Origin of the sequence: Arthrobacter sp. NyZ413 (genome assembly GCF_049390645.1) — a bacterium.
In the GTDB taxonomy this organism is placed as follows: domain Bacteria; phylum Actinomycetota; class Actinomycetes; order Actinomycetales; family Micrococcaceae; genus Arthrobacter.
In genome coordinates this window covers 3,567,288-3,589,599 of the sequence record NZ_CP155434.1, presented here as the reverse complement: position 1 = coordinate 3,589,599, position 22,312 = coordinate 3,567,288, and the positions used below count along the sequence as shown (strand labels likewise).

The 22,312-nt window shown below is 59.4% G+C and carries 23 protein-coding genes; 13 read left to right on the top strand and 10 right to left on the bottom strand.

Annotated elements, in window-relative coordinates; all coding sequences use genetic code 11:
* Positions 1–26 precede the first annotated feature (26 nt).
* Genes paaA through ABCW42_RS16725 form a run of 6 tightly spaced genes read left to right on the top strand, consistent with a single transcriptional unit; the run spans position 27 to position 4,838 of the window.
* Positions 27–1,022 (top strand): 1,2-phenylacetyl-CoA epoxidase subunit PaaA, encoded by a 996-nt coding sequence (gene paaA / locus ABCW42_RS16750; protein ID WP_423182251.1) that lies wholly within the window; start codon positions 27–29, stop codon positions 1,020–1,022.
* Positions 1,019–1,312, top strand: a complete 294-nt coding sequence (paaB, locus tag ABCW42_RS16745; protein ID WP_423182250.1) for a 1,2-phenylacetyl-CoA epoxidase subunit PaaB — start codon at positions 1,019–1,021, stop codon at positions 1,310–1,312. The genes paaA and paaB overlap by 4 nt, the downstream gene beginning before the upstream one ends.
* Positions 1,309–2,256: a 1,2-phenylacetyl-CoA epoxidase subunit PaaC gene (gene paaC, locus ABCW42_RS16740; RefSeq protein ID WP_423182249.1), complete on the top strand. Its 948-nt coding sequence runs from the start codon at positions 1,309–1,311 to the stop codon at positions 2,254–2,256. Before paaB ends, paaC begins: the two co-directional genes overlap by 4 nt.
* Positions 2,253–2,801 carry a 1,2-phenylacetyl-CoA epoxidase subunit PaaD gene (gene paaD / locus ABCW42_RS16735; protein ID WP_423182248.1) on the top strand — a complete coding sequence of 183 codons (549 nt, stop codon included), beginning with the start codon at positions 2,253–2,255 and terminating at the stop codon, positions 2,799–2,801. Before paaC ends, paaD begins: the two co-directional genes overlap by 4 nt.
* A gap of 10 nt (positions 2,802–2,811) precedes the next feature.
* Positions 2,812–4,047, top strand: coding sequence for a 1,2-phenylacetyl-CoA epoxidase subunit PaaE (paaE, locus tag ABCW42_RS16730; protein ID WP_423182247.1), 1,236 nt, complete (start codon positions 2,812–2,814; stop codon positions 4,045–4,047).
* 11 nt (positions 4,048–4,058) lie between these two features.
* Positions 4,059–4,838: an enoyl-CoA hydratase/isomerase family protein gene (locus ABCW42_RS16725; protein WP_423182246.1), complete on the top strand. Its 780-nt coding sequence runs from the start codon at positions 4,059–4,061 to the stop codon at positions 4,836–4,838.
* A gap of 86 nt (positions 4,839–4,924) precedes the next feature.
* On the opposite strand, the gene ABCW42_RS16720 is transcribed toward ABCW42_RS16725, so the two are convergent.
* Both ABCW42_RS16720 and ABCW42_RS16715 read right to left on the bottom strand, forming a co-directional pair.
* The gene (locus tag ABCW42_RS16720) at positions 4,925–5,482 is read right to left on the bottom strand and encodes a DUF1326 domain-containing protein (protein WP_423182245.1); all 558 of its coding nucleotides are present in this window, start codon (positions 5,480–5,482) and stop codon (positions 4,925–4,927) included.
* A gap of 186 nt (positions 5,483–5,668) precedes the next feature.
* Entirely contained in the window at positions 5,669–6,379 is a 711-nt protein-coding gene (locus ABCW42_RS16715) for a DUF4386 domain-containing protein (protein WP_423182244.1), read from the bottom strand.
* A 73-nt stretch (positions 6,380–6,452) separates the two neighbouring features.
* On the opposite strand from ABCW42_RS16715, the gene ABCW42_RS16710 reads away from it, so the two are divergent.
* Complete coding sequence (locus tag ABCW42_RS16710) at positions 6,453–7,187, top strand: TetR/AcrR family transcriptional regulator (RefSeq protein ID WP_423182243.1); 735 nt, start codon at positions 6,453–6,455, stop codon at positions 7,185–7,187.
* 7 nt (positions 7,188–7,194) lie between these two features.
* On the opposite strand, the gene ABCW42_RS16705 is transcribed toward ABCW42_RS16710, so the two are convergent.
* The 4 genes from ABCW42_RS16705 to ABCW42_RS16690 form a co-directional block, all read right to left on the bottom strand.
* Positions 7,195–7,737, bottom strand: coding sequence for a sugar O-acetyltransferase (locus ABCW42_RS16705; RefSeq protein ID WP_423182242.1), 543 nt, complete (start codon positions 7,735–7,737; stop codon positions 7,195–7,197).
* Between the two features lie 64 nt (positions 7,738–7,801).
* Entirely contained in the window at positions 7,802–8,140 is a 339-nt protein-coding gene (locus ABCW42_RS16700; protein ID WP_423182241.1) for a YciI family protein, read from the bottom strand.
* On the bottom strand, positions 8,137–9,423 hold the full coding sequence (locus ABCW42_RS16695; protein ID WP_423182240.1) for an RNA polymerase sigma factor: 1,287 nt from the start codon (positions 9,421–9,423) through the stop codon (positions 8,137–8,139). Before ABCW42_RS16695 ends, ABCW42_RS16700 begins: the two co-directional genes overlap by 4 nt.
* A gap of 30 nt (positions 9,424–9,453) precedes the next feature.
* Positions 9,454–9,789, bottom strand: a complete 336-nt coding sequence (locus ABCW42_RS16690) for a YciI family protein (RefSeq protein WP_423182239.1) — start codon at positions 9,787–9,789, stop codon at positions 9,454–9,456.
* Between the two features lie 145 nt (positions 9,790–9,934).
* On the opposite strand from ABCW42_RS16690, the gene ABCW42_RS16685 reads away from it, so the two are divergent.
* The 3 genes from ABCW42_RS16685 to galU all read left to right on the top strand — a co-directional run bounded on the left by ABCW42_RS16685 (position 9,935) and on the right by galU (position 12,488).
* Complete coding sequence (locus ABCW42_RS16685; RefSeq protein WP_423182238.1) at positions 9,935–10,912, top strand: alpha/beta hydrolase family protein; 978 nt, start codon at positions 9,935–9,937, stop codon at positions 10,910–10,912.
* 101 nt (positions 10,913–11,013) lie between these two features.
* Positions 11,014–11,490, top strand: coding sequence for a carboxymuconolactone decarboxylase family protein (locus ABCW42_RS16680; protein ID WP_423182237.1), 477 nt, complete (start codon positions 11,014–11,016; stop codon positions 11,488–11,490).
* A 107-nt stretch (positions 11,491–11,597) separates the two neighbouring features.
* On the top strand, positions 11,598–12,488 hold the full coding sequence (gene galU, locus ABCW42_RS16675) for a UTP--glucose-1-phosphate uridylyltransferase GalU (RefSeq protein WP_423182236.1): 891 nt from the start codon (positions 11,598–11,600) through the stop codon (positions 12,486–12,488).
* Between the two features lie 20 nt (positions 12,489–12,508).
* Here the strand turns inward: galU and ABCW42_RS16670 are convergent, their stop codons facing one another.
* From ABCW42_RS16670 to ABCW42_RS16655, 4 genes are all read right to left on the bottom strand, one after another.
* Positions 12,509–13,108: a low molecular weight phosphatase family protein gene (locus tag ABCW42_RS16670; protein WP_423182235.1), complete on the bottom strand. Its 600-nt coding sequence runs from the start codon at positions 13,106–13,108 to the stop codon at positions 12,509–12,511.
* Between the two features lie 345 nt (positions 13,109–13,453).
* Positions 13,454–14,056 (bottom strand): LPXTG cell wall anchor domain-containing protein, encoded by a 603-nt coding sequence (locus ABCW42_RS16665; RefSeq protein WP_423182234.1) that lies wholly within the window; start codon positions 14,054–14,056, stop codon positions 13,454–13,456.
* A 185-nt stretch (positions 14,057–14,241) separates the two neighbouring features.
* Positions 14,242–16,122 carry a DUF4012 domain-containing protein gene (locus tag ABCW42_RS16660; protein WP_423182233.1) on the bottom strand — a complete coding sequence of 627 codons (1,881 nt, stop codon included), beginning with the start codon at positions 16,120–16,122 and terminating at the stop codon, positions 14,242–14,244.
* A 38-nt stretch (positions 16,123–16,160) separates the two neighbouring features.
* Positions 16,161–17,588, bottom strand: coding sequence for a sugar transferase (locus ABCW42_RS16655; RefSeq protein WP_423182232.1), 1,428 nt, complete (start codon positions 17,586–17,588; stop codon positions 16,161–16,163).
* Between the two features lie 542 nt (positions 17,589–18,130).
* Here ABCW42_RS16655 and ABCW42_RS16650 point away from each other — a divergent pair.
* Genes ABCW42_RS16650 through ABCW42_RS16640 form a run of 3 tightly spaced genes read left to right on the top strand, consistent with a single transcriptional unit; the run spans position 18,131 to position 21,776 of the window.
* Positions 18,131–19,489: a hypothetical protein gene (locus ABCW42_RS16650; RefSeq protein ID WP_423182231.1), complete on the top strand. Its 1,359-nt coding sequence runs from the start codon at positions 18,131–18,133 to the stop codon at positions 19,487–19,489.
* Between the two features lie 16 nt (positions 19,490–19,505).
* A complete protein-coding gene (locus ABCW42_RS16645; protein ID WP_423182230.1) occupies positions 19,506–20,780 on the top strand; it encodes a hypothetical protein in 1,275 nt (424 codons plus the stop codon).
* A gap of 48 nt (positions 20,781–20,828) precedes the next feature.
* A complete protein-coding gene (locus tag ABCW42_RS16640) occupies positions 20,829–21,776 on the top strand; it encodes a hypothetical protein (protein WP_423182229.1) in 948 nt (315 codons plus the stop codon).
* Positions 21,777–22,312 lie beyond the last annotated feature (536 nt).

The following is a 22,312-nucleotide window of genomic DNA, read 5'->3' as shown; positions in this document are numbered from 1 at the left end:
CGGTCGGTAAATATTTAGGAGCAATCATGGCATCGCAGAATCTGCAGTCTGTGCCCCCTGAGCTGTCCCCCGAAGAGCGGGAGCGGGAGCAAGCAGGTCAGGCGTACTTTGACCGCATCATCTCCGAGGACTCGCGGATCGAACCCCGCGACTGGATGCCGGAGGCTTACCGCAAGACTTTGCTTCGCCAGATTTCGCAGCATGCGCACTCGGAGATCATCGGCATGCAGCCCGAAGCAAACTGGATCACCCGGGCTCCGAGCCTCAAGCGCAAGGCCATCCTCATGGCCAAGGTTCAGGACGAGGCAGGCCACGGCCTGTACCTGTACTCGGCGGCGGAAACGCTTGGCCAGTCCCGCGACAAAATGATGGATGACCTGATCGCCGGCAAGGCCCGGTACTCGTCCATCTTCAACTACCCCGCGGTTTCCTGGGCGGACATGGGCGCGATCGGCTGGCTGGTGGACGGTGCCGCCATTTGTAACCAGGTTCCCCTGTGCCGCGCGAGCTACGGCCCCTACGGACGCGCGATGGTGCGCATCTGCAAGGAAGAGTCGTTCCACCAGCGGCAGGGTTTCGAAATCCTCCTCGAATTGTCCAACGGCACGGAAGCCCAGAAGCAGATGGCGCAGGACGCCGTCAACCGCTGGTACGCGCCGGCGCTGATGATGTTCGGTCCGCCGGACGACGATTCGCCCAACTCCAAGCAGTCCATGGCCTGGAACATCAAGCGCTTCAGCAACGACGAACTGCGCAGCCGCTTCGTCGGCATGATGGTGGAGCAGGTCAAGGTCCTGGGCCTCACGCTCCCGGATGACCAGGTCCGCTTCAACGAGGAAACCAAGAAGTGGGAGCATGGCCCGCTGGACTGGAACGAGTTCAAAGACGTTCTCGCCGGCCGCGGTCCGTGCAACGCGCAGCGGCTTGAGCGCCGCCGTGAAGCGCACGACGACGGCGCGTGGGTCCGCGAGGCAGCGGCCGAATACGCGCGCAAGCAAGCAGAGAAGGAATACGCAGCATGAGCGACCAAACCAACGCCTGGCCCTTGTGGGAAGTTTTCGTCCGCTCGAGCCGTGGTCTTTCGCATGTCCACGCCGGATCCTTGCACGCGCCTGACGCGGCGATGGCGCTGCGCAATGCCCGCGACCTGTACACGCGGCGCAATGAAGGCGTGTCCATCTGGGTGGTTCCGGCCGACGCCATTTCCTCGAGCGACCCCGATTCCAAGGGTTCGTTCTTCGAGTCTCCGCAGGGCAAGGATTACCGCCACGCGACGTACTACACCAAGAGCGAAGGCGTGAAGCACCTGTGACGGCCCCGGAAAACGCAGTCGAAAACACAACAGACTTCGCCATCGAAGGCCACGGGGATATCTCCGTCGGCGTGAGCGGAGCCGGTGCTTCAGGCGACGGTTCAGCGAGCGCTACCCGCATCACGCCGGGGAATGCCCTTCGTCCGGAGGACATTGCCCTCGAAATCCGCAGGGGACAGGTAAAGCCAAGCGAGGACACCGCGGAGTATGCACTCCGCCTGGGCGACGACGCCCTGATCCTCGCCCAGCGCCTGGGACATTGGATTTCCCGCGCTCCCGAGCTCGAGGAAGACGTTGCCCTGGGCAATATCGCCCTCGACCAGTTGGGACATGCCCGTTCGTTCCTCACCTACGCGGGTGCGGCTTGGGGTAAGTCCGAAGACGATCTCGCGTACTTCCGCAGGGAGCACGAATTCCGTTCGGCCCATTTGTTCGAGCAGCCCAATGGGGACTTCGCGGTGACCATCGCCCGGCAGTTCATCGTGAGCCACTACCAGTTCGAACTGTATAAGCGGCTGTCCGGCTCGGCAGACGAAACCTTGGCGGCCATCGCTGCGAAGGCGCTCAAAGAGGTGGACTACCACCGCGATCACAGTGCCCAGTGGGTGTTGCGGCTCGCGGGTGGAACGGAAGAGTCCCGCCGTCGTATGGTCCGGGCCTTCAAGCTCGTGTGGCCGTACGTGGACGAACTCTTCGAGGACGATTCACTCACGCAACGCCTCGCGGAATCCAACACGGGAGTCCTGCCCTCGAGCCTCCGCGCCGAGTTCGATCAGCTCACCGGTGAGATTCTCACCGAAGCCGGGCTCGAGCAGGAACTCAACCTTGCTGGCATTCCGCAGTCGTTGGGCGGTGGCCGGCGGGGCAAGCATTCCGAGCACTTGGGTTACTTGCTCGCCGAGATGCAGGTGCTCGCCCGCGAGCATCCCGGGGCAAGCTGGTGACCGTCGTGTTCGTGCAGGAGTCGAGCGCCAAGACGCAAAAGACGGCCGAGCAGAAGGCGTGGGCCATTGCCGCCACGGTCTGCGATCCGGAAATCCCGGTGCTCACCATTGAGGATTTGGGGATCCTTCGCAGCGTGAAGCTGTTCGACGACGGCGGACTGGTCCCTGCGGTCCAGGTCACCATCACGCCGACCTACTCGGGCTGCCCGGCGATGGACGCCATTCGTGACGACCTCAAAGCGGTCTTCCGCAAAGAGGGCTACCCGAGCGTCCACGTGGAACTGGTCCTGGCCCCGGCGTGGACCACGGACTGGATGACGGATTCGGGCAAGGCCAAGCTGCAGGAGTATGGCATCGCCCCGCCCTCCGGCAAGGCGGCGGCCGGTGGCCATTCCGGTCCTATCCGGCTCAAGCTCGCCGTGAAATGCCCGCGGTGTTCGTCGCTGAACACCAAGGAACTCACCCGTTTCGGTTCCACGTCCTGCAAGGCGCTTTACGTTTGCCAGGACTGCCAGGAACCGTTCGACTACTTCAAAGTCCTGTAAGGAATCTGACATGCCCGTTGTCCGCCAAACCGCCGCCGAAGAGGCTGAGGCCACAGGCCGCCGTCGTGCGTCTTTTCATTCGCTGATCGTCTCGGAAGTCCGGCGGCTCACCGAAGACGCCATCGAAGTCACGTTCGGTGTTCCCGCAGAGCTTGCCGGCCAGTATGACTACCTTCCGGGTCAGTATGTTGCGCTCCGGACCACGCTCCCGGATGAGAAGGGCGAGCCGAAGGAAGTCCGGCGCAGTTATTCGATTTGCGCCGAACCGAAGAGTTTCGCGGATGGCAGCAGCGAGATCCGCGTGGCCGTCAAGAAGGACCTGGGCGGCGTGTTCTCCACGTGGGCGAACGCGGAGCTCAAGGCTGGCGACGCGCTCGACGTCATGAGTCCCATGGGTGCGTTCGTCTCCAAGCATGGCAAGGACGGCAAAGCCGTTGAGCGGAACGTCATGAATTCCATGAACAATCCGCAGGACATGGCCGGCGAATTCGGCGACGCCGGTTCGTTCGTCGCGATAGCGGCCGGTTCCGGCATCACACCCGTGATCGCGATCGCCCGCACGCTGTTGGCGGCGAACCCGGAGACCCGATTCGACCTGATTTACGCGAACAAAGCCGCAATGGACGTCATGTTCCTGGAGGAATTGGCGGACTTGAAGGACAAGTACCCGTCGCGCCTGGCGTTGCACCATGTTTTGTCCCGTGAGCAGCGCATCGCACCGCTCATGACCGGCCGTATCGACGCCGAGAAGCTCCAGCAATTGCTGGGCACGGCCATCCATGCGGAGGATGTGGACGAGTGGTTCCTGTGTGGCCCGTTCGAGCTGGTGCAATTGTGCCGGGATACCCTCGCGGCACGCGGCGTTGAGCCTGACCGGGTGCGGTTCGAGCTGTTCACCACGGGTCGGCCGGATCGTCCCGAGGGCAACGCCGGCCGACCCGTTGTGGAGGACGAGTCGCAGGAGACGTTCAAGATCACCTTCAAGCTCGATGGCCTGACGGGCGATGTCGCGAGCCCCACGCACGCCCGGGAATCCATCCTCAACGCTGCTTTGCGTGTGCGTCCGGATGTGCCGTTCGCGTGTGCCGGGGGCGTCTGCGGAACGTGCCGCGCGAAGCTCATTACGGGCACGGTCAGCATGGACGAGAATTACGCGCTGGAGCAGGATGAGCTGGACAAGGGATACGTCCTGACGTGCCAGGCACACCCCACCAGTGAATCCGTCACGGTCGATTTCGACGTCTAAGGAAGAAACGAATGATCGAGCTCTCCATCGCCAACGGCATCGCCGAAATTGTCCTCAATGCCCCGGAAAAGCTGAACTCGCTTGACGAGGCGGGGCTCAAGGAACTGGACAAAGCGTACGACGACGCTGCTGCCGCCGCCTCGAGCGGTCTGGTCCGGGCGCTGCTGCTTCGCGGAGAGGGCCGCGCCTTTTGCGCCGGCCGGGACATCGCGGGCGTCGATCCGGAAAGTGACGACGCGAAGGCTTACCTCAATGGCTTGGTGGAGCCGTTGTTGAAGAAGATGGCTGCCTTCCCGGCTCCGACGTTCGCGGCGGCGCATGGTGCGTGCCTGGGCGTCGGACTCGGGCTTCTGCTGGCCACGGACGTGGTGTACGTGGCGGAGTCGGCGAAGTTCGGCTCGCCGTTCGCGAAGCTGGGCGCCACCTTGGATTCGGGCGGGCACTGGTACTTCACTGAGCGTCTTGGCATGCACCGCACCTTGGACCTCATCTACACCGCGGACCTGATCAGCGGGACAGAGGCCGTTGCGCTGGGCATGTTCAGCCGCGTGATGGTTGACGAGGATCTGTTGCCCGGAACGCGGGCTGTGGTGGAGCGGGTGGCCGAGGGTGCTACCGGCGCGTTCCTGGCCAGCAAGCAGCTGGTGGCCGATATCCGCGACAAGCGCCTTGGCCTGTGGGCTTCCATGTCAGAGGAAAACAGCGAGCAGGCCCGGCTGTGCAAGACCGAGGACTATGCCGAAGGTTTCAGGGCCTTCCAGGAGAAACGCGCCCCGGTCTTCAAGGGGTAGATGCAGGGGGCCACGGTAGGACCCAAAGCAGATGAGGGATCCTACCGTGGCGTGCACCCTTGCGGTTCGGCGGCTATGTTCGGCCGCTAGGCGGACCAGGCAAACGGGGCGGAGAACGAGTTCTTCCCGGAGTTATCCCACGTCATTCCGAAGACGTCCACCCGGGCGGTGCTGGAGGTTCCCGCTGCCAGGGTGTCGGCTGGGAATCCGACGCCGCTGATTTTCACTCCTTGCCCCGTGGAATCCAGCGGGGACACGAAGTCTTCGACTGCCATGTCTACGGCACTTCCGATGCTGACGCGGTGCACACGCCCATCGTCGGCGTAGGCCATTTCGAGGGACTCCATCCCTGCCATCTCCCCGATCAACGGGGTCAAGCCCTCCATGGGTCCGCCGAGCTGGCCGCCGAAGACTGCTCCGAGGGCTTCGGCCTGTTCGCTCGAAGCGGCGGAATCTACCAAAACTCCGACCTTCCAACCCCCGTCGCTCATCAGTGCGGGAGTGTCGGCAACGATGCAGACCGTCAGGCCACCGACGTCCACTCCGTTCACATCACCCGATTCCACGTGGAAGGCCAGCGCCACGTTGCAGCGGTCGTTATCCGCCGGTGCGGTCAGCCCGGAAGTCGAGCACGGACAGACCATATCGCAATTGCAATTCTCAAAATAAGTACCCTCTAAATGCCACGGCATTTCGGGCTCCTTTCGAAGCGAGGCACCCCCAATCGAAAGTCTCCTCGCGGCGCTGGAGGGTGTCAACGATGGCCGCTGGAGGGTGTCAACGATGGCCAGGTTCAGCGGGACAAGGCCAGCAGGAGAAGGGCTGAGCCGTCACGCAACGACTGGAGCTTGGGCGTTGCTGATGATGGGGGAGGGCTTGAATCCCTTGACCACGAGCCATACGCCCAGGGAGAGTTCCCACACCGCGATCGGCAGAGTGGCGATGCCTGAAACCGGCGAGATGCGATCGATCAGGCCGAACATGGTTGCCCCGTTGGAGGCGAGCAGCAGCGGGGCGCCGATGAAGCCCAGCACGGGAAGGACCCGCGGAACCAAGCGGGACTTGTAGAGCAAAGAGCCCAGCAACAACGCGTTCATGGCCGGGATGAGGCTTTGGCCCAGGAGGAAGAAGCGGTCGTACAGCGCCACCAAGGCTTGGCCGCTGACAACTGCGTCCGCTCCGGCTCCGGCCTCCCGCAGGCTGACGACGGCCAGCAAGCAGGCGACGCCGGCGACGATCGTTGAGGCTTCCAAGGTACGTGCCGCTACGAACCCCATCGCGAGCGACTGGTTTTGCCTCTTGACCACCGGATAGAGCACTACGGCCGTTCCGATGCAGGCGAAGGCGACAACCATCTCCAGGACGCCGCCCACCATGACGCCTGTGTCCGGGCCGGAGCCCGTGACGTAGCCGCGCTCGTGGACCGGCGCGTAGAGCGTAAGGGTGGGGATGGAGACAAAAGTTGCCAGGTAAAGCGCGCCGGCAAGGAGTGCTGTTTTCCGGTTTCGATCCATGCGGGCGGGATTCGCTGCTGCTGTCATTGGAGCCTCCGAGGGGGTGAGGTGTACGGCGTACACCTTCGATATTTGAGATAGTAGGTGTACGCTGTACACCATGTCAAGGAGTCACAACCAGACCGGCAACGGCGCCGGAGGGACGGCTGTCCTGCGCCGCGCCCCGCTGAGCCGCGAGCGCGTGCTGCGTGCCGCCGTCGTACTGGCTGACGAGGCGGGAATCGACTCACTGAGCATGCGCAACCTGGCGCAGGAACTGGGTGTGGCTCCCATGGCTCTGTACAAGCACGTGGCCAACAAGGAGGAACTCCTTGACGGTATGGTCAGCGTGGTGGTGGCCGAGATTGATCCACCGGCCACCGGGCCTGACTGGAAGTGCGGTGTGCGGGAGAGGGTTCTTTCGGCTCGTCGTGCGCTGCTGCGGCATCCTTGGGCGCCGCAGGTGATCGAGTCGCGCACGCAGGCTCCGCCGATCGTGCTGGACTACATGAATTCGTTGATCGGAATGTTCCTGGCTGGCGGGCTTTCCGCGGACCTCACGCACCATGCAATGCATGCACTCGGCAGCAGGATGTGGGGATTCACCCAGGAGGTTTTCCCGACGCCGGCACCGCCCGCCGATCCCGAAATGCAGGCCATGATGTTCCGCGAGGTCGCGCAGCGGTATCCGCACATCGTCACGATCGCGACCATCGGCTCACATGATGACGGCACCGCCCTCGGTGGAGGATGCGACGACCAATTCGAGTTCGAATTCGCCTTGGACGTCCTTCTCGACGGCGTCGAACGGCTCCACCAACGGGGCTGGAGCTCAGCGGGCCGCGCCCACAGCTAGGGAATTGTCACCATTGCCGGCGGACGCTGGCTTTGGTGCCGGTCACCAGGGTGGCGGCCGGAACGTCGTCGGCGACCACCGAACCGGCGGCGATCACGGCGTCGCGGCCGATGCTCACGCCCGGCAGAATCGTGGCCCCGGCACCGATCCACACATTCTCCGCAACGTCGATGGGCGCGCCCGTCAGCCAAAGCCGCCGTTCTTTCGGGTCTACCGGGTGGCCGTTGGTGATGAAGGTGACCTTCGGGCCGATCATGGTCCGCTCGCCGATCCGGATCCCCGCATAGTCCAGGAAAGTGCAGCCCTGGTTGATGAACACGCGCTCGGCGAGGTCGAGGCGAAGGCCGTGGTCCGTGTAGAAGGGCGGATAGATCGTGACGCGCGGAGGAAGCGGCCGCCCGAGGATTTGCTCGAACAGCTCCGCTTTTCCCGCTTCGTCGTCGAACGGCAAGACGTTGAGCCGTGAGGTCAGTTGGGTGACTTGCAGGACCCGCTCGCTCATGGCAGTGAACTCGGGACTGTGGATACGCATGAAACGGTCGCGGGACATTCCCCGATCCTCTCGCGCCCCCGCCGCATGGATCAAGAAAGCCCCGTGGGCGGGGAGGGAATAGCTATGGGTCCATGCGGCGGACCTCGATCGGCCACAACCGCGCTTCGCCCAGCTTGCCCGCGATCTCCACGGCCCGGGCGGTATCGGCGCAGTCAACAATGTAGAACCCGGCCGCGATTTCCTTCGTCTCCATGAACGGCCCGTCGGTGACGGTGCGCTCGCCGCCGTTCGTTGTGACGTAGGTGGCTTCTTCGCCCAATTCGTGCGCCTCGACAAATTCTCCGTTGGCGCGGAGCTCGGCCTGCAGCGTGGCGTGGGCTTGCATGATCGCGTCCACCTCGTCCTGCGGGAGCGCGTTCCAGGTGTCGAAGTTGTTGGGGATCAAGAGGAGGTGCTTCATTTCTGCTCCTTGAGGGTGGTCTCTGCCAGCCGCTTGCTGAGGTAGCGGCGTTCGGTGTCGCTCGGTGCGAGTGCCTGGGCGCGTTGGTATTCGAGGTTGGCCTCGGTGGTCCGTCCGAGGCGTCGGAGGAGGTCGGCTTTGGCGGCCGGCAGCAGGTAGTACCCGTCGAGTGACCGCTTGTGGTCCAGTTCCTCGATGAGGCCAAGTCCCGCTTCGGGCCCTTGGGACATCGCGACGGCGACAGCCCGGTTAAGTTCGACGACGGGCGAGGGCGCAACGCGGGAAAGCGCCTCGTAGAGCGACGCAACGCGGCCAAAATCGGTGCGGTCGAATTCGGGCGCCGCCATGTGGCAGGCCGCGATAGCGGCCTGGATACGGTAGCTCCCCGGCGGGGTGCCGTGCTCGACGGCGGTTCGCTCCGCCGTCGTGAGCAAACCGCTCGCTTCGGTGACCGAGGCCGTGTCCCAGAGGGTGCGGTCCTGGTCCTCGAGCGTGACGATGTCTCCGTAGTCGTCGAGTCGCGAGCGCCGGCGTGCGTGGTGGAACAGCATGAGCGCCAGCAGCCCGAGTGCCTCCGGTTGTTGAGGGGAACTGCGGAGCAGGCTGACAAGCAAGCGCGCCAGCCGGATTGCTTCCTTGACGAGCGGGTCACGGGTCAAGGAGTCGGCGCCGGTGGCGGAGTAGCCTTCGTTGAACATGAGGTACAGCACGGCCAGGACGCCGGCGGTGCGCTCGCCGAGAAGCTCCGGCGGTGGCACCCGGTAGGGGATTCCTGCTTCCTTGATCTTGGCCCGGGCACGGACCAGCCGCTTGGACATGGTGGATTCGGAGACGAGGAACGCGCGGGCGATCTCGTTGGTCCCCAAGCCTGCGACTGTTCGTAGGGTGAGCGCCACCCGGCCTTCCATGGGGAGGGCCGGATGGCAACAGGTGTAGATGAGCCGTAAGCGGTCGTCGTCGAGTGTTGGTCCGCCGTCGGGCTCTTCGGGCAGTTCCTTGAGTTCCGAGAGGATGGCGAGCTCACTGAGTGCCCGTTTTTCGCTGGCCGCGCTGCGGAGGCGGTCGATCGCGCGGTTCTTGGCTACGGTGGTGATCCAGGCGCCGGGGTTTTTCGGGATGCCCCGGATGGGCCAGTCAGCCATGGCGCGGGCGAAGGCGTCTTGTACGCAGTCTTCGGCCAGGCTCCAGTCGCCCGTTACGCGGATCAGCGTTGCGTTGATCCGTGCGCTCTCCGAGGCCGAGGCTGCCGTGATGGCTGATTGGACCTCCGTCAGCTCGGGCACGCCTGCATCCTTTCACGTAGCACCTGTCGCTTACAGGCCGAGTGGCCATACGGGCCGGATTTCGATCTTGCCGAATTTGGCCATGGGGTGTTTGGAGGCGATTTCCACGGCTTCGTCGAGGTCTGCGCAGGAGATGACGTCGTACCCTGCGATCCATTCTTTCGTCTCGGCGAACGGCCCGTCGGACACCAGCACTTCACCCCCGCGTACGGTTACGGTGGTGGCGTCTTGGACGGGACGCAAGCGGTCCCCGTGCCGGGTGACGCCGCGTCCTTCCATTTCGGCTACCCATTCCTCAATGTTGTCCTCCTCGGCCACGTACTTCGGCGCGGTGGGATCGGTGCAGATGAAAAGCATGTATTCCATGTTCACTCCTATTTCTTGTCGATACCCCTACGACGGATGTGCCCGCCCCAAAAGGACACCCGGGGAAGAATTTCTTTCTGGAATGTATCGGCGGGCCTGCGTGAGGACGCTTGTCCCGATAGTAGTCCGCTGTGAGACTGTGGGCATGGCGAGTTCTATCGAGGTGTCCTGGGAGTTGGACGGCATCACCATGGAGGGCACGGTTGTCCGGCCCGACGGCGATGGTCCGTTTCCGGCGGTGGTTCTGGTTGCCGGCAGTGGCCCGACGGATAGGGATTGGTGCTCGCCGTTGATCCCGGGCGGGAACGGGAGCGCCAAGCTCTTCGCGGAGGCGTTCGCTGATGCCGGTTTCGCGTCTATCCGCTACGACAAACGGGCGTCGGGTCCGCGGGCGATAGAAAACGTCACGAAGCTTTTGGGATCCGTGAGCATGCAGTCCCACCTGGACGAGTTGGTCGCCGCCGTTGGGGTGCTCGCCGGCAAGGATTTCGTTGATTCCGCACGGATTGTGGGGCTCGGAAACAGCGAGGGCACGCTTCACGTGCTGCATTACGCCACGAGCCAGCAGGAGTTTCCGTTCGTCGGGATCATCCTTGCGGCGCCGCCTGGCCGGCCGATCCAGGCCGTGTTGCTGTCCCAGCTGGCCCTTCAGTCTGCCCAGGTTCCTGGGGGTGCCGAGATGATGGCCAAGGTGGAGGAGGCAGCGTCGCGATACGCGGAGGGGCTGCCGATGAACCCGGATCCCGGCATTCCGGACAGCGTGAAGATGGTGCTCGCGAGTTTCGAGGCCCCGATGAACCTGCCGCTCGCACGCGAGCTGTGGGTGGAGTCCAGCCTGGACTCGTTGGGAATGGTGCGGATTCCTACCCTCGTGTTGATCGGTGGAAAGGACCTGCAGATCGACTTCCACGCCGATGGGCACCCCCTGCAGGAAGCCGCTACCGGGATGCCGAACGTGACCTTCGCGTTCCCGCCCAACGCCAACCACGTCTTCAAGGAAGATACGCGCAGCAAGGCCGAGGTCCTCGCGTCACCCGGCACGGGCTACAACGAGCCCGGCACCCACCTGGACCCCGAGAGCCTGGACACGATCCTCACCTGGCTGGCGGATACGGTGAAATAACGACGACGGCGGGCTGGCGCGGGCTGGGCGGCGTCGGTTGCGGGGGTGGGGGTGAGTGGGGCGGGGCGAGGGTGTCCGGTTTCCTCAGATAGGCTCGCTGGATGAGTGAAAACACGCCGCGCCTTGCAAGTTATTTGGATAAGCAGTTGCCAGGGGCCTATCAAGCGCTCAACGCATATGCCGAGCAGGTGAATGCGGCCGCGGATAGGGCAGGGATTCCGCGGACCACCTTGGAGTTGGTGAATTACCGTGCCTCGCAGATCAACGGTTGCGCGTTCTGCTTGGACCTCCATCATCGTCGCGCTCTCAGCTATGGCGAGACGGAGCAGCGACTGTCCCTGATCCCGGTGTATGAAGAGGTGGAACTCTTCAATGAGGCTGAAAAGGTGGCCCTCGAACTCGCTGAACAGATCACACGCATGAGTGTCGAGCATCCAACCCCGGAACTATTCGCACGGGCGCGTCAGGTTTACACGGAGGAGCAGATCAGCGTGCTTTGTATGGCCGGGATCGGAATCAATGCTTTCAATCGGCTGTCGATCCTCAGCGGGCATCCGGTGCGGAAAGCCCGGAGTTAGAGCATCTTTGCTGGTTACTCTGCGGTAATTTGCGTCATCTTGAGCTAGATTACCCGTGTTCGAAACGTCTATTCGCGCTTAGAAACACCAATTCGTATGATTACCCCATGAATATGGGGGGATTAGTTCGCAAAGCTGTTATTCCTGCGGCCGGGTTGGGTACTCGATTCTTGCCTGCCACTAAGGCTATGCCGAAGGAAATGCTGCCGGTAGTTGATCAGCCGGCCATTCAGTATGTGGTGGAGGAAGCCGTTAAGGCGGGTCTCGATGACATCCTGATGATCACCGGGCGCAACAAGCGTTCGTTGGAAGACCATTTCGATCGTGCGCCTGCACTCGAACGCACTTTGGAATTGAAGGGCGACGAGACTCGTCTCGCCACCGTGCAGCACGCGTCCGGTCTCGGCCCGATTCATTATGTCCGTCAGGGCGAACCTAAGGGTTTGGGCCATGCCGTACTTTGTGCCAGGCAGCACGTAGGGAATGAGCCCTTTGCGGTGCTGCTGGGTGACGATCTCATTGATGAGGATGACGAGCTTCTCTCCATCATGATTGACGTCCAGTCCAAGACTGGCGGGTCGGTAATTGCTCTTATCGAGGTTGAACCGTCCCAGATCAGCGCCTACGGGTGCGCTGATGTTTCAGTTGTCCCTGGCGGGGACTATGTCCGTGTGAATAGCCTGGTCGAGAAGCCTTCGGTTGAAGAAGCACCATCGAACCTGGCTGTTATCGGACGATATGTGCTGCACCCTGCCGTTTTCGATGTCCTCGAAGAGACGGGGCCCGGGCGCGGCGGCGAAATTCAGCTGACCGATGCACTCCAGACCCTCGCGGCGGGCGAAGGCGAGGGCGTCGGTGTTTACGGTGTGGTCTTCCGCGGGCGCCGGTACGACACCGGCGACAAGCTCAGCTACCTGAAGGCCGTTATCACGATCGCTTCAGAACGGGCCGAGTTTGGCGAAGACCTGAAGTCCTGGATGAAGGAATTCTTGGGCTAGGGACCCTAGTAGCGGATTTGTTATGCGCGTTGCATGGAGAGGCGCGCGAAGCGGAGGATCCTCAGGATGGCTGGTGCAAGCTCGTCCTCCATCCTGAGGTATGCGTCGGCGCCTTGCTTGTAGGGGTCCGCTACGTCATTGTCTGAGGCTTGTGCGGCGAGGACAAGGTGTCGCACGGACGACGCCCGTGCCGGTAGGTCTCGCCAGAATGTCAGGTGGTCGACGCCGGAGGTGTCGTCGTCACGTTCTTCAAGGGCACTTACCATCCGGGCAAATTCGCGGATCGTGAAGGTTCGCTTGAGAAGGGAAGGGTCAAGCTGGAGGACTTCACCTCTGTGGCTGGATGCCATGGTGAGCACCAGGTCCTGTTCCTTCAGGATCTTCTGCGTGAGCTGGCGGGCCGCAAAATGACCCGGAGAGCCGCCATATGTTTGGATAACATCCGCCGAGAGGGGTTGAATCGGCTCGCCGACCATTGCCCGAGTGCCGGCACTTCTGACTTCGAACCCACCGGCGAGGACTTGGTCGAGCCCCGCTTGAAGTAGCCGTTCAGCGACGGGGGAGCGGCAGATGTTGCCGGTGCAAACGGTGAGGATCCGAACGGGGCGGGGCAAATCCACGGGTAGTGCTCTCTTACTTGACTGGTGTGTGCAGGGTAGTGCAGATGTTTTTAAAAATTTATATGTGATCGAGCTTTGACCTAGGCGCTGAACGGCTGGCATCAGCCCCGCGCGAGGGCGATTGCCGCCACAGCGAAAGAAATAAGGGCGAGGACGATCAGCAAAGCGATTGACCACGTCTGCTTACTTATGTAAGGAATCGGTGGAAGCGAAAGTGCATCAAAATTCAAGCTCAGCCTTTTCCGCTTTCGCCAGTGTCTCCCCATGGTCATAAATTACAGCATGCGCAAAGCAAAGAGGGGTTGTTTCCGGATAATCGGAAACAACCCCTCCTTTAGTAGCACTTTAGGCTGCGGTTTCGGCCTTCGCGCGGCGACGAACCACAACTACCGAGGCGGTACCGGCTACCAGCGCACCGGCGCCGACCAAGCCCCAGAGAACCAGGCTGGAGTCGACACCCGTGTTAGCCAGACCCGTACCGGTGCTGGTAGCGCCAGACCCGGTGTTGGCGAGGCCTGCGGGGCTGACGCCGGCGGCGACCACCGTTGCGGTGACCGTGTGGCCGGACGTAGCGCCTACTGCGGTCAGCTGGTAAGTTCCGGCTGCAGATAGCGTGACGTTGGTGGAGAAAGCGCCCGAGCCGTCAGCAACGGCCGTTACCGTTGTCGGTGCGAGGGAAAGGGCTCCCGGTACAGCCAAGGCGATGCCGCCGCCCGTGCCGGGTGCTGCCGCGCCCTGAGGAGCAGCGGTAAAGGTGATCGTGACGTTGATGGTTTCGCCGGGCGTGAAGCCAGCTCCGGAGAACACGACGGTTCCGCCAACGGTTACTGTGGCGCTGGATACGGTGCCCTGCTGGGCCGGTGCCGGGTAATCAACGGCCATGGCCGGAGCGGATGCGGCGAGTGCGATACTGCCCGCGAGCGCGAGCACTGCAAGTGATTTCTTCAATTTTGTCCCCCTGAGACCTGGTACGTACTTGAGATTAGTACGCATTCCAATTGTGTTGATGCGTGATTTCATCCACCACGGACACGTGAACTGAAATCTGAGACCTACCCGAGAAAGAAGCTATCATCCCCCGAGCGGGTTCCGCAAAGTAAATCCAAAGCTGTTACAAAGGGTTTACACGCTGTCTACCTGGTGGTACTGCAACTCTCCGTTTGGGTCGGGAGTACTACTTCGCTAACGGGTTCGACGGAAGGCGTGACAACTACTGTGGGCTGGCTCTGCTGGACGATCTTACTGAATGTGAATTCTAACGTGCTGCTTTCGCCTGGAGCCAAACGGACGGAAAGCGTGCCGACGGGACGGTCATCGTGACGCTGGGCTCCGAACGGGACCTGTTTATCGTTCTGCGTTGCAGTCTCGACTTGGGCTTGGGCTGGACCGTAGGCGATCACGTTGGTCTGAACGGACCCTGCTGGCACGCCATACGCTCCTGCTGCCGTGACGTATGCCGGCAACGTTGTCGCTGCATCTAGCGGCGCCGTGTTGGTCATGGTGATCCGTACCTTGACGGTCCCGTAACCGCCGCTTGGGCACTGTGTGATCAGTTGAACCTTTTGCTTGATGTAAAAGTCCATCTTTGCACCCGTGCCATCGTTAAAGTAGGCGCCAAACTGGGCTCCGGGCACGCTGGGCCCAGAAATCGAACCGCTAAGCGTGTATCTAGCAAGGACGGACTGCTCTGTCGCGTCGGCTGACCAAAGAAGAACTCTTCGCTCTTCAACACCTTTTCCAACTCCAGCCAGAAGCTTCTTGGCTTCGCCTTTGCCGGATGTGAGGGCGCCAAAGACTTCCTTAGCTACGACTGCGAAATACGCGTCTTGAGCCTTCGGCTCCTTTATACCGGCGTATACGTCTGAAAGAAGGGTCTTTACCACATTAGCCCCGGTAAGTTGGCTCGGGAGCTTACCATCGGCGATGGCCCTAACAGCTGGATCTTGAAGGCTGACAGGGCCCGTGGCGTCCAATATGTAGCCCAGAGCCACCGGGTCGATCGAGACGGCACCGTCGAGCTGTTCGCCCTTCTTTTGCTTCCACATTTTTATGGCTGTGCTCGCAGCGGTAGGGAAATCGGGCGTGAAGTTGACGTCCTGCATAAAAGTGCCCAGGCGATTGCTAAATATACGCTCTTGCTCGGTGTCGACTGGGACTGGGGGGCTGAACGTCCCCAGCTCGGTGGCGCTACTTTCAGCTGAAAGACTTACTTTGCCCTTGTCAGCAGTGAGAACAACCAAAGCCCCTGGAATACCGCCGGTAGCGCGCGCCTCGGCGCTGTTCTGGACAAGGAGTAGATAGTGTCTAGGACCGTCCGCCCCCAGCATGCTTGGGGCAAGCCGGGCAGCATCTGCGGCCGTGTCAAGTTCATCGACGACAGAGCCTAGCTGTTGCCGAGCCTGGACAAGCGGTCCTGAGATCTGCGGGAGCAAATTGTCGGCGTTGATTCCATTTAGACGCTCAGCCGAAGCCCGCACGGCCTGAGCAGCGGAAGCAACTGCTGGAGCCGCTTTCCGAATTGGCTCCAGATCGCTGCCGTTACTGCTTGGCATCAGTTTGTCCCAATTGATCGAATCATAGATTCCCACCAAAGGAGCGACACCCCGAGTAGCGACGTCGTCTGCCGATCTGGCCACTTCAGCAGTAGCAGAAAAATTTGCGCCGAGCCATGGTACTGCCGAGGCGAGTGACCAAAGCGGGTCAGACGCGGCTTCGCGGGCTGCTGCTGTGTGTTGTTGCAGTTCGTTGGCGATTGATGATGCCTCGGCAGAACGGTTCTGCAGCATGCTCTCTTTGAGTTTGGGCACCAACTGCGTAGACGCCTCAAGCTCCGACTTGATTGTCGTGGCTTTTGCGCCGAGCCAAAGAACGCAAGCTCCGGATACTAAAAGCGCCGCGGCTAAAGGAATGCCGGTCGACAGGAGGAATCGACGTCGTCGGTCTCGCACGGGCTTCCGTGGTTGATTCGACTTGGTACCGTCAGAAATCAAATTCAGATTGGGATCGTCAGTCATTGGTTCCTAATCGTTTTGAGGTCATGAAGAAATCCCATCTAGTAGGCGCCGCTTTTGCCAAAGACCGCACGAGCCGTTCGTAGCATAATTACGAGATCACCCGCGAGTGACCAGTTTTCGACGTAATAGAGATCTAGACGCACCGAATCCTCCCAGGACAGGTTGGAGCGACCGCTCACCTGCCAGAGGCCGGTAAGTCCCGGCTTCACCAAGAGTCGTCGTCGCACGTCTTGTTCATAGGCGTCGACCTCGCGTCGCAACGGTGGACGAGGACCTACAAGGCTCATGGAACCTGTCAGAACGTTGAAGAGTTGTGGCAGCTCATCAAGGCTGTAACGCCTGAGGACGCCGCCTATGCGAGTGATTCTCGGGTCATCCTTGATCTTAAAGAGCAGGCCATTTCCTTCATTGCGCTGCTCAAGTTCGGCACGTCGAGCCTCAGCGTCGACGACCATCGACCTGAATTTCAACATATCGAAAGTAGCGCCCTCTATTCCGACTCGTTCCTGCCTGAATAGGACCGGGCCGCGACTGTCGATCTTCACAAAGAGCGAAAGTACCGCCATCAGAGGGAGGGTCAGAACGATCAGGAGACCTGAAACGACCACATCAAACAGTCGCTTCGCTACGCGTTGTCCTCCCTCTAAAGTCGGCGTAGTGACGTGGATCAAAGGGAGTCCAGATACCTGCTGAGTATGAATTCTCGGGCCCGCGATGTCTGTCAGAGCAGGAGCCATAATCAGACCGATGTTTCTCGATGCCAACTCCCAACCCAACTGCCGGATCGTCTGCGGATGTAGCTGGACGCCGGCCGAAACTGCCACAGCGTCTGCGCCGCATTCCTCAATGGCGATGAGTATTGATTTGGTGTCGGCTTCGTGACCCAGAACCCGAAGTCCTGAATCTTTTTCGATCTCAGGGCTACCCGAAGTACCAGGCATATAGGCGGCGACCGGCAGGTATCCAGCATGCTTGGCATGCCGGAGTGACGCCGCCAAGTGCGCGACAGCGCTCGGACCGCCGAGCAGTAACAAACGTGACATGCTCGCGCCATGCTGTCTATCAACGCTGAGGTGCTGTCGATACAACCACCTACCGAGAAGCAGGCCGCAGAGTCCAACGGGAAGAGCAACGCCTACATATCCTCTTGCGGTTTCGATCCGAAACACGTAGGAGAAGATAGCTATCAGGCCAAACAACCAAAGAGAGGCGGCTGCAACACGCTTGTATTCGTCTTGGCCCGCTCCAAGGATTCGACTATGCCGGCTGTTCCAGGCGCCCAGCATCAGCCACCATGCGACGACAATCGCTATCGAAAGCCAAACATAGTTCGGTGAGTCGTGAGTTATTTCGAAGCTTGGTTCGACGCCAAACCGAATGACGTACGCACCCGCCACGGCCCAGACAACAACGAACGCATCGAGAACCCGAAGAACGCGCGAAGTTCTTAATCGCCAATCAGGCATTGCCCCCACTCATCCCCAATAGCCGCATCGTATTCATCTATGGGTGACCCCGCCGACAGAATACATCGGCGCAGCACATCAAGGTAATGTTGCAAGAACTGGCAAATCGTTCGTTCAGTTACTGGACAACCGGAATCTGCCATCGAGTGTCGGAAAATTTCTTCAGGTGGCACTTATGCCAGACCTGGCCGTCGCAGGTGGCTGCGGGTTCCGTCCGCTCGGTGTCACACGTGCGCACCAGTTGCCCGATTCGATTGGTGCGTCCATGTCATCTCGAGACTTGCTCCGGTTGGGAGACGAGAGCATCTGGATAGTCCCGCTACAATCGGGGTGGTGCAAAGGCGGCTCGGCCTCCACATCCAAACATCGTATAGGGGGAACGAACTTGGATCAGCCTGATCTGATGTGTTCTGGCGATCGCCGACTGATAGGCGTGGTACCCGCTGTCCTCGCCGATCTGACGGTTCCCCCGGACCTGTCTACATTCGGCGAACAGGCTTGCAGTCTGCATTTCTCCCGCCAAGCCCATCACGGGGACCACAATGGATCCTAAAACCCTTGGTCCTAGCAATCGGAGGGATTTCTCCGATGAGATCCAAGCGAGGCACACCTCGCTGTCGACATCCCTTCTGATCGGTTTTCCGTTTCTAATTGCACTTTCGGCAATATCGACCCTACTAGTTATCCTCAGTCCTGATGCAGGTCCCGTTGCTGCGATTGCGCCGCTATTATTGTGCGTCACAAGCAAGAGTGTGCGACCACTCCTAGCTGCCTGCTTTGCCGGAAACATGCTCATGCTTTTCGGAGCTGCGGGTGAAGTCGAATACCTTGGCTATCTAACTATCGACTCTTCCACATCCGCATTCGCCATCGCCTTTTCCAATGTTTTCGCCATTTCGATAGCGACGATCAGTAATCGTAGTTTCTCAGTAAGCCGCGACAAGGCAACACAGATTGTCCCTCTGTCTCTTCACGCTTTTCTGCTGATTGGATCGGCGGTTGTGTTACTTGCGCGCTTCACATCAGGCATTCCCCTTCTTCAGGGAGATGCTAGTAGGCTAAATGGGCTGCTCACTGTAAATCCATATCTGGGATTGCTCAGCGGCGTACTTCCAATTACTGCAGCCTTCCTAACCAGCAAAAAATCGAAACTAACGGTCACCTTAAAAGTAATCGTGGCGATTCTAGTGTTAGGTACGGCCAGCAGGCTGCTCCTAGGTGGATATCTGGTAGGGCTCGCCACGTCATCCTCCCTGATGAGCACCGGAAGAGTGGGCAAACGCCAGCGGTTTTATATCGTACTGGGCGGCGTTCTTGCTATTGTGTCGATTATCAAGATCTACACCGCTAGAACAGCTGAAGGTATTCAACAGGTCTATGAAAACCGACTGCAGGATATTGGGGGTGTAGCAGGATGGATTTCAGACATCCTTGGGCCCAGCATCTTCTATGCTGCACGTAATGGCCTGGTAGTTCACGAAGTCTTACAGAATTATGACAGCCGACCGCCAAACGGTTTTATTTTTGGCGGTCTACTTCATGCCATCAACTTGGCACCAGATCCTGAATTGTGGATGACAACAGCCGTCGGATTCTCTGCAACGTCGGTCGGTGCCGTCGCCACACCGGTCTGGGCTGGAGCAAACGCAGATTTTGGATCCATCGGAGGATTGCTCGTGGCCGCGATAATGGGCGCCTTGATGGCTTTTGTGCTTCGCTGGGTGCCTAACCTTCGCAATTGGTTCGCTTTTGGGATTTTGCTTTCGTTTTACGGAAGTTACCTAGTGTCAATGCAGTTCCTAGCGGCATCGGTTGTGATCACCGGTGTTGTCCTTTGGAATAATGCGAGGCTTTCCAGAGATAGTGATGCCAGCAAGTTACCCCTAGCTTCAAAGGTTTGACGTTTTGAAGTACTCAATGAACAATGTCTCTTCGAGCATCAGGACCGCTATCCACAAGTCTTATCTGCCTTTTGGACGGTTGGTTTATGCTGCTGCTTCAGGATTTAGCTTGCTGGTCGCAACACAATTTGCTTCTGACCTGACAGTAGTCGGTGAATATGTATATCAGGTCGGATATGCTTCCGCTGCGGCAACGGTTGCCGGCCTAGGGCTGGACCGGATCCTGGCCCGAAGGATCTCTTCTGGTGAACTGCGGTTAGGCTTCCCTCAGGTAGTCCTGAAATTCCGAATTTTATTGGCAATACTACTGGTCACGTTAAGTATCGGAATCGGAATATTCATCGGCCAACTCGCTGTATTCGGGTCGGTGGCCTTCTTCATCGTTAGCCGACTATTCTACGCGGACATGGAGGCTGTCTGGGTCGGCGCAAAACTGGGGGATAGGTCACTCTTTGTTGCTTTAGTGACAAACGGTATCTTGACCGGCGCCGGCATTATCCTCGGCTCGTTTTACAGTTCGGCGGCAATGATCGCGTTTTCTTCCCTCGGAAATGTGATTGCACTTGGAATCCTACTCTCTCGCAGTAGGCTTCCATTATCAAATGCCCTGCTGCCGGGCCTGGTTCGTGAATCTCAAGGTATTTCGGGAAGTCTGCTACTGGCAATCGTCTACGGTCGGGTCGATTTGGTGATCCTAGCGGCATTTGGTGCTCCACTCCCATCGGTAGCATTTTACGGCGTTGTGACTCGAATATTTGACGCCCTTGCGCTAGTGCGGGGCTCATTGGCGCAGTACGAAGCGCGAGACATATCTTCGCTGCGCTTAAGGACAAAGGCCCGGCGGTTGCGTGCTCTCTCAACTCGCACCCAAGCCATAGTCTTTCCGGCAAGTTTTTGTGGGGTCGTTATTCTCCTGGGCCTCGAAGCAGCCCATGTTTTGCTACCGTTTGAAGCTACCTTCATTGAAATGGCTATGTTGTTTTCGGCCATACCGCTGTTCTTTAGCCATTTACCGACAACAACGATGATCTATTCCGACAGAAGAACTCACCGGCTACTCATCGGTAGTGTTATAACGTGCGCGGGGAGCGTTGGTATTAAGTGGCTTTTGATTAGTGTGGGCAATTTAGCGGGAGCTATCTTTGCTATTGGCCTCGTGGAATTGCTCAGCTGTCTAGTTTTCTATTTACTATATTGGGAAAATGCGCGCAGCTGGGCATCCAGTCGAACTGTGTGGCTTCCTTCTATTGCCGGGATTCTGATCGCCGGTATTTCTGTGGTCTTTACTTAATTTTTTGCTACGTCACCGCCTAAATTGGCCTAATGTTTTTTGCGTTGAATGGGGGAAGTCTTGCCGGACAGATTTGCGGTCGCCGGGCTCGGTTGGTGGGGCGTTGGGCCCGTCGAAATGGCTCAAGCAATGACGCGTAACGGTGATACCTGTGATTCGGTCATTCTTTGGAATATACGCCGTCGATTGGACCGTCTTTTGATGAGTTCACCATTCTCAGGCATCGAAGGGCTTAGACGTTTGAACGCTTCTTGCCTATCTCGTCACGAAAGCTACAGGGCGATTTTTGTCGTTTCGCCTCACCGATTTAGTTTGCGGATGCTGAGGTCCCTCAAGTCACGATGTGCGGAGTTAGTCGCATTGATCGGTGATGCTCCGCTAGGAGCGCGCAGGGTCGAAACCACGAACTGGAGTATTTTTGACAGGGTACTCTCAGCCGATGAGTCTTGGCTTCGTCTGATTCCTGATGGTTGTAGTGTTAAGGGAATCATGCCCTGGGGATCGACATTGATCGATCCGGCGCTGTTGAGCTCTGATACATATGAACCGAGTTCGGTTGTAATGGTTGGTTCCCCGTATCCTGAGCGAATTGAACTGGCTAAACAATTGGTCGGGAGATCGAAGCTCATTCTCCAAGGAACAGGCTGGCCGAATATACCGGGCGTGATCTTGCGTCCATCAGCCTCGCGACTCGCGACTTTAGAGCAAATTCGGGCCAATCGTGAACTTGTGGTGAATGTCCATCACGACCAGTTCGATCGTGGACTAAACCCTCAGTTTTATGACTTTGCAGCAGCCGGCATTCCCCAGGTCGTCGTTCATGCAGATGACATATTTACTTATCGGCTTGGATTGGATTCCTTGTCGCAAGACCGCAGTTTTTTGGACCAGGATTTGCTTTTGGACGAGCGAATTCAGTCCGTCAATTCGGAATTAGTGGCCAAGGTAAGGAATTCTTACATGTTTCATTCTTGTATAAAGAGGGGCTTAAAGTGAAAGATATCATTCTTTGTATTACCTTCGGCCACGCATCTGCTCAGGTTCGTCTGGCTCTTCAAGGCGCAGTCGCTTATGCCAGCGAGAACCCGGACACCTTGGTTCTTGCTGTGGATGATTGCAGCGGGAACGCACCTTCAGACATCGGTGGTGTGACAGTGTCAGAAACTCCCTCCCGCCGAGGGTTTGCCGGAGTTGTCTCATATGTTGTGGGACTTCACCCGAAGTTCTCAGGTCGGCTTCTTCTGATTAACCCCGACGCGAGCCTTGCTAAAGAATCAGTAGGAGCATTACTTTCAGTCGAAAGTGGCATGGCTGTACCACGGGTACTTGATTCGCGTGGAATGTTGGAAAACGTCCGTCGAGCGACGACGGGCGGGGAACAGCTTTGCGCTCTCCTCTTTGGTGAAGGTGTGACACGTAGGAGCATCGCTACCTTGGGACAGGAGACTCAAACTGTGCAATGTCCACCGTTCGCACCGTCGGGCTCAGTCTTGTCTGTTCCGTTGGATTATTTGCGCTCGGTCCCTCTGCGA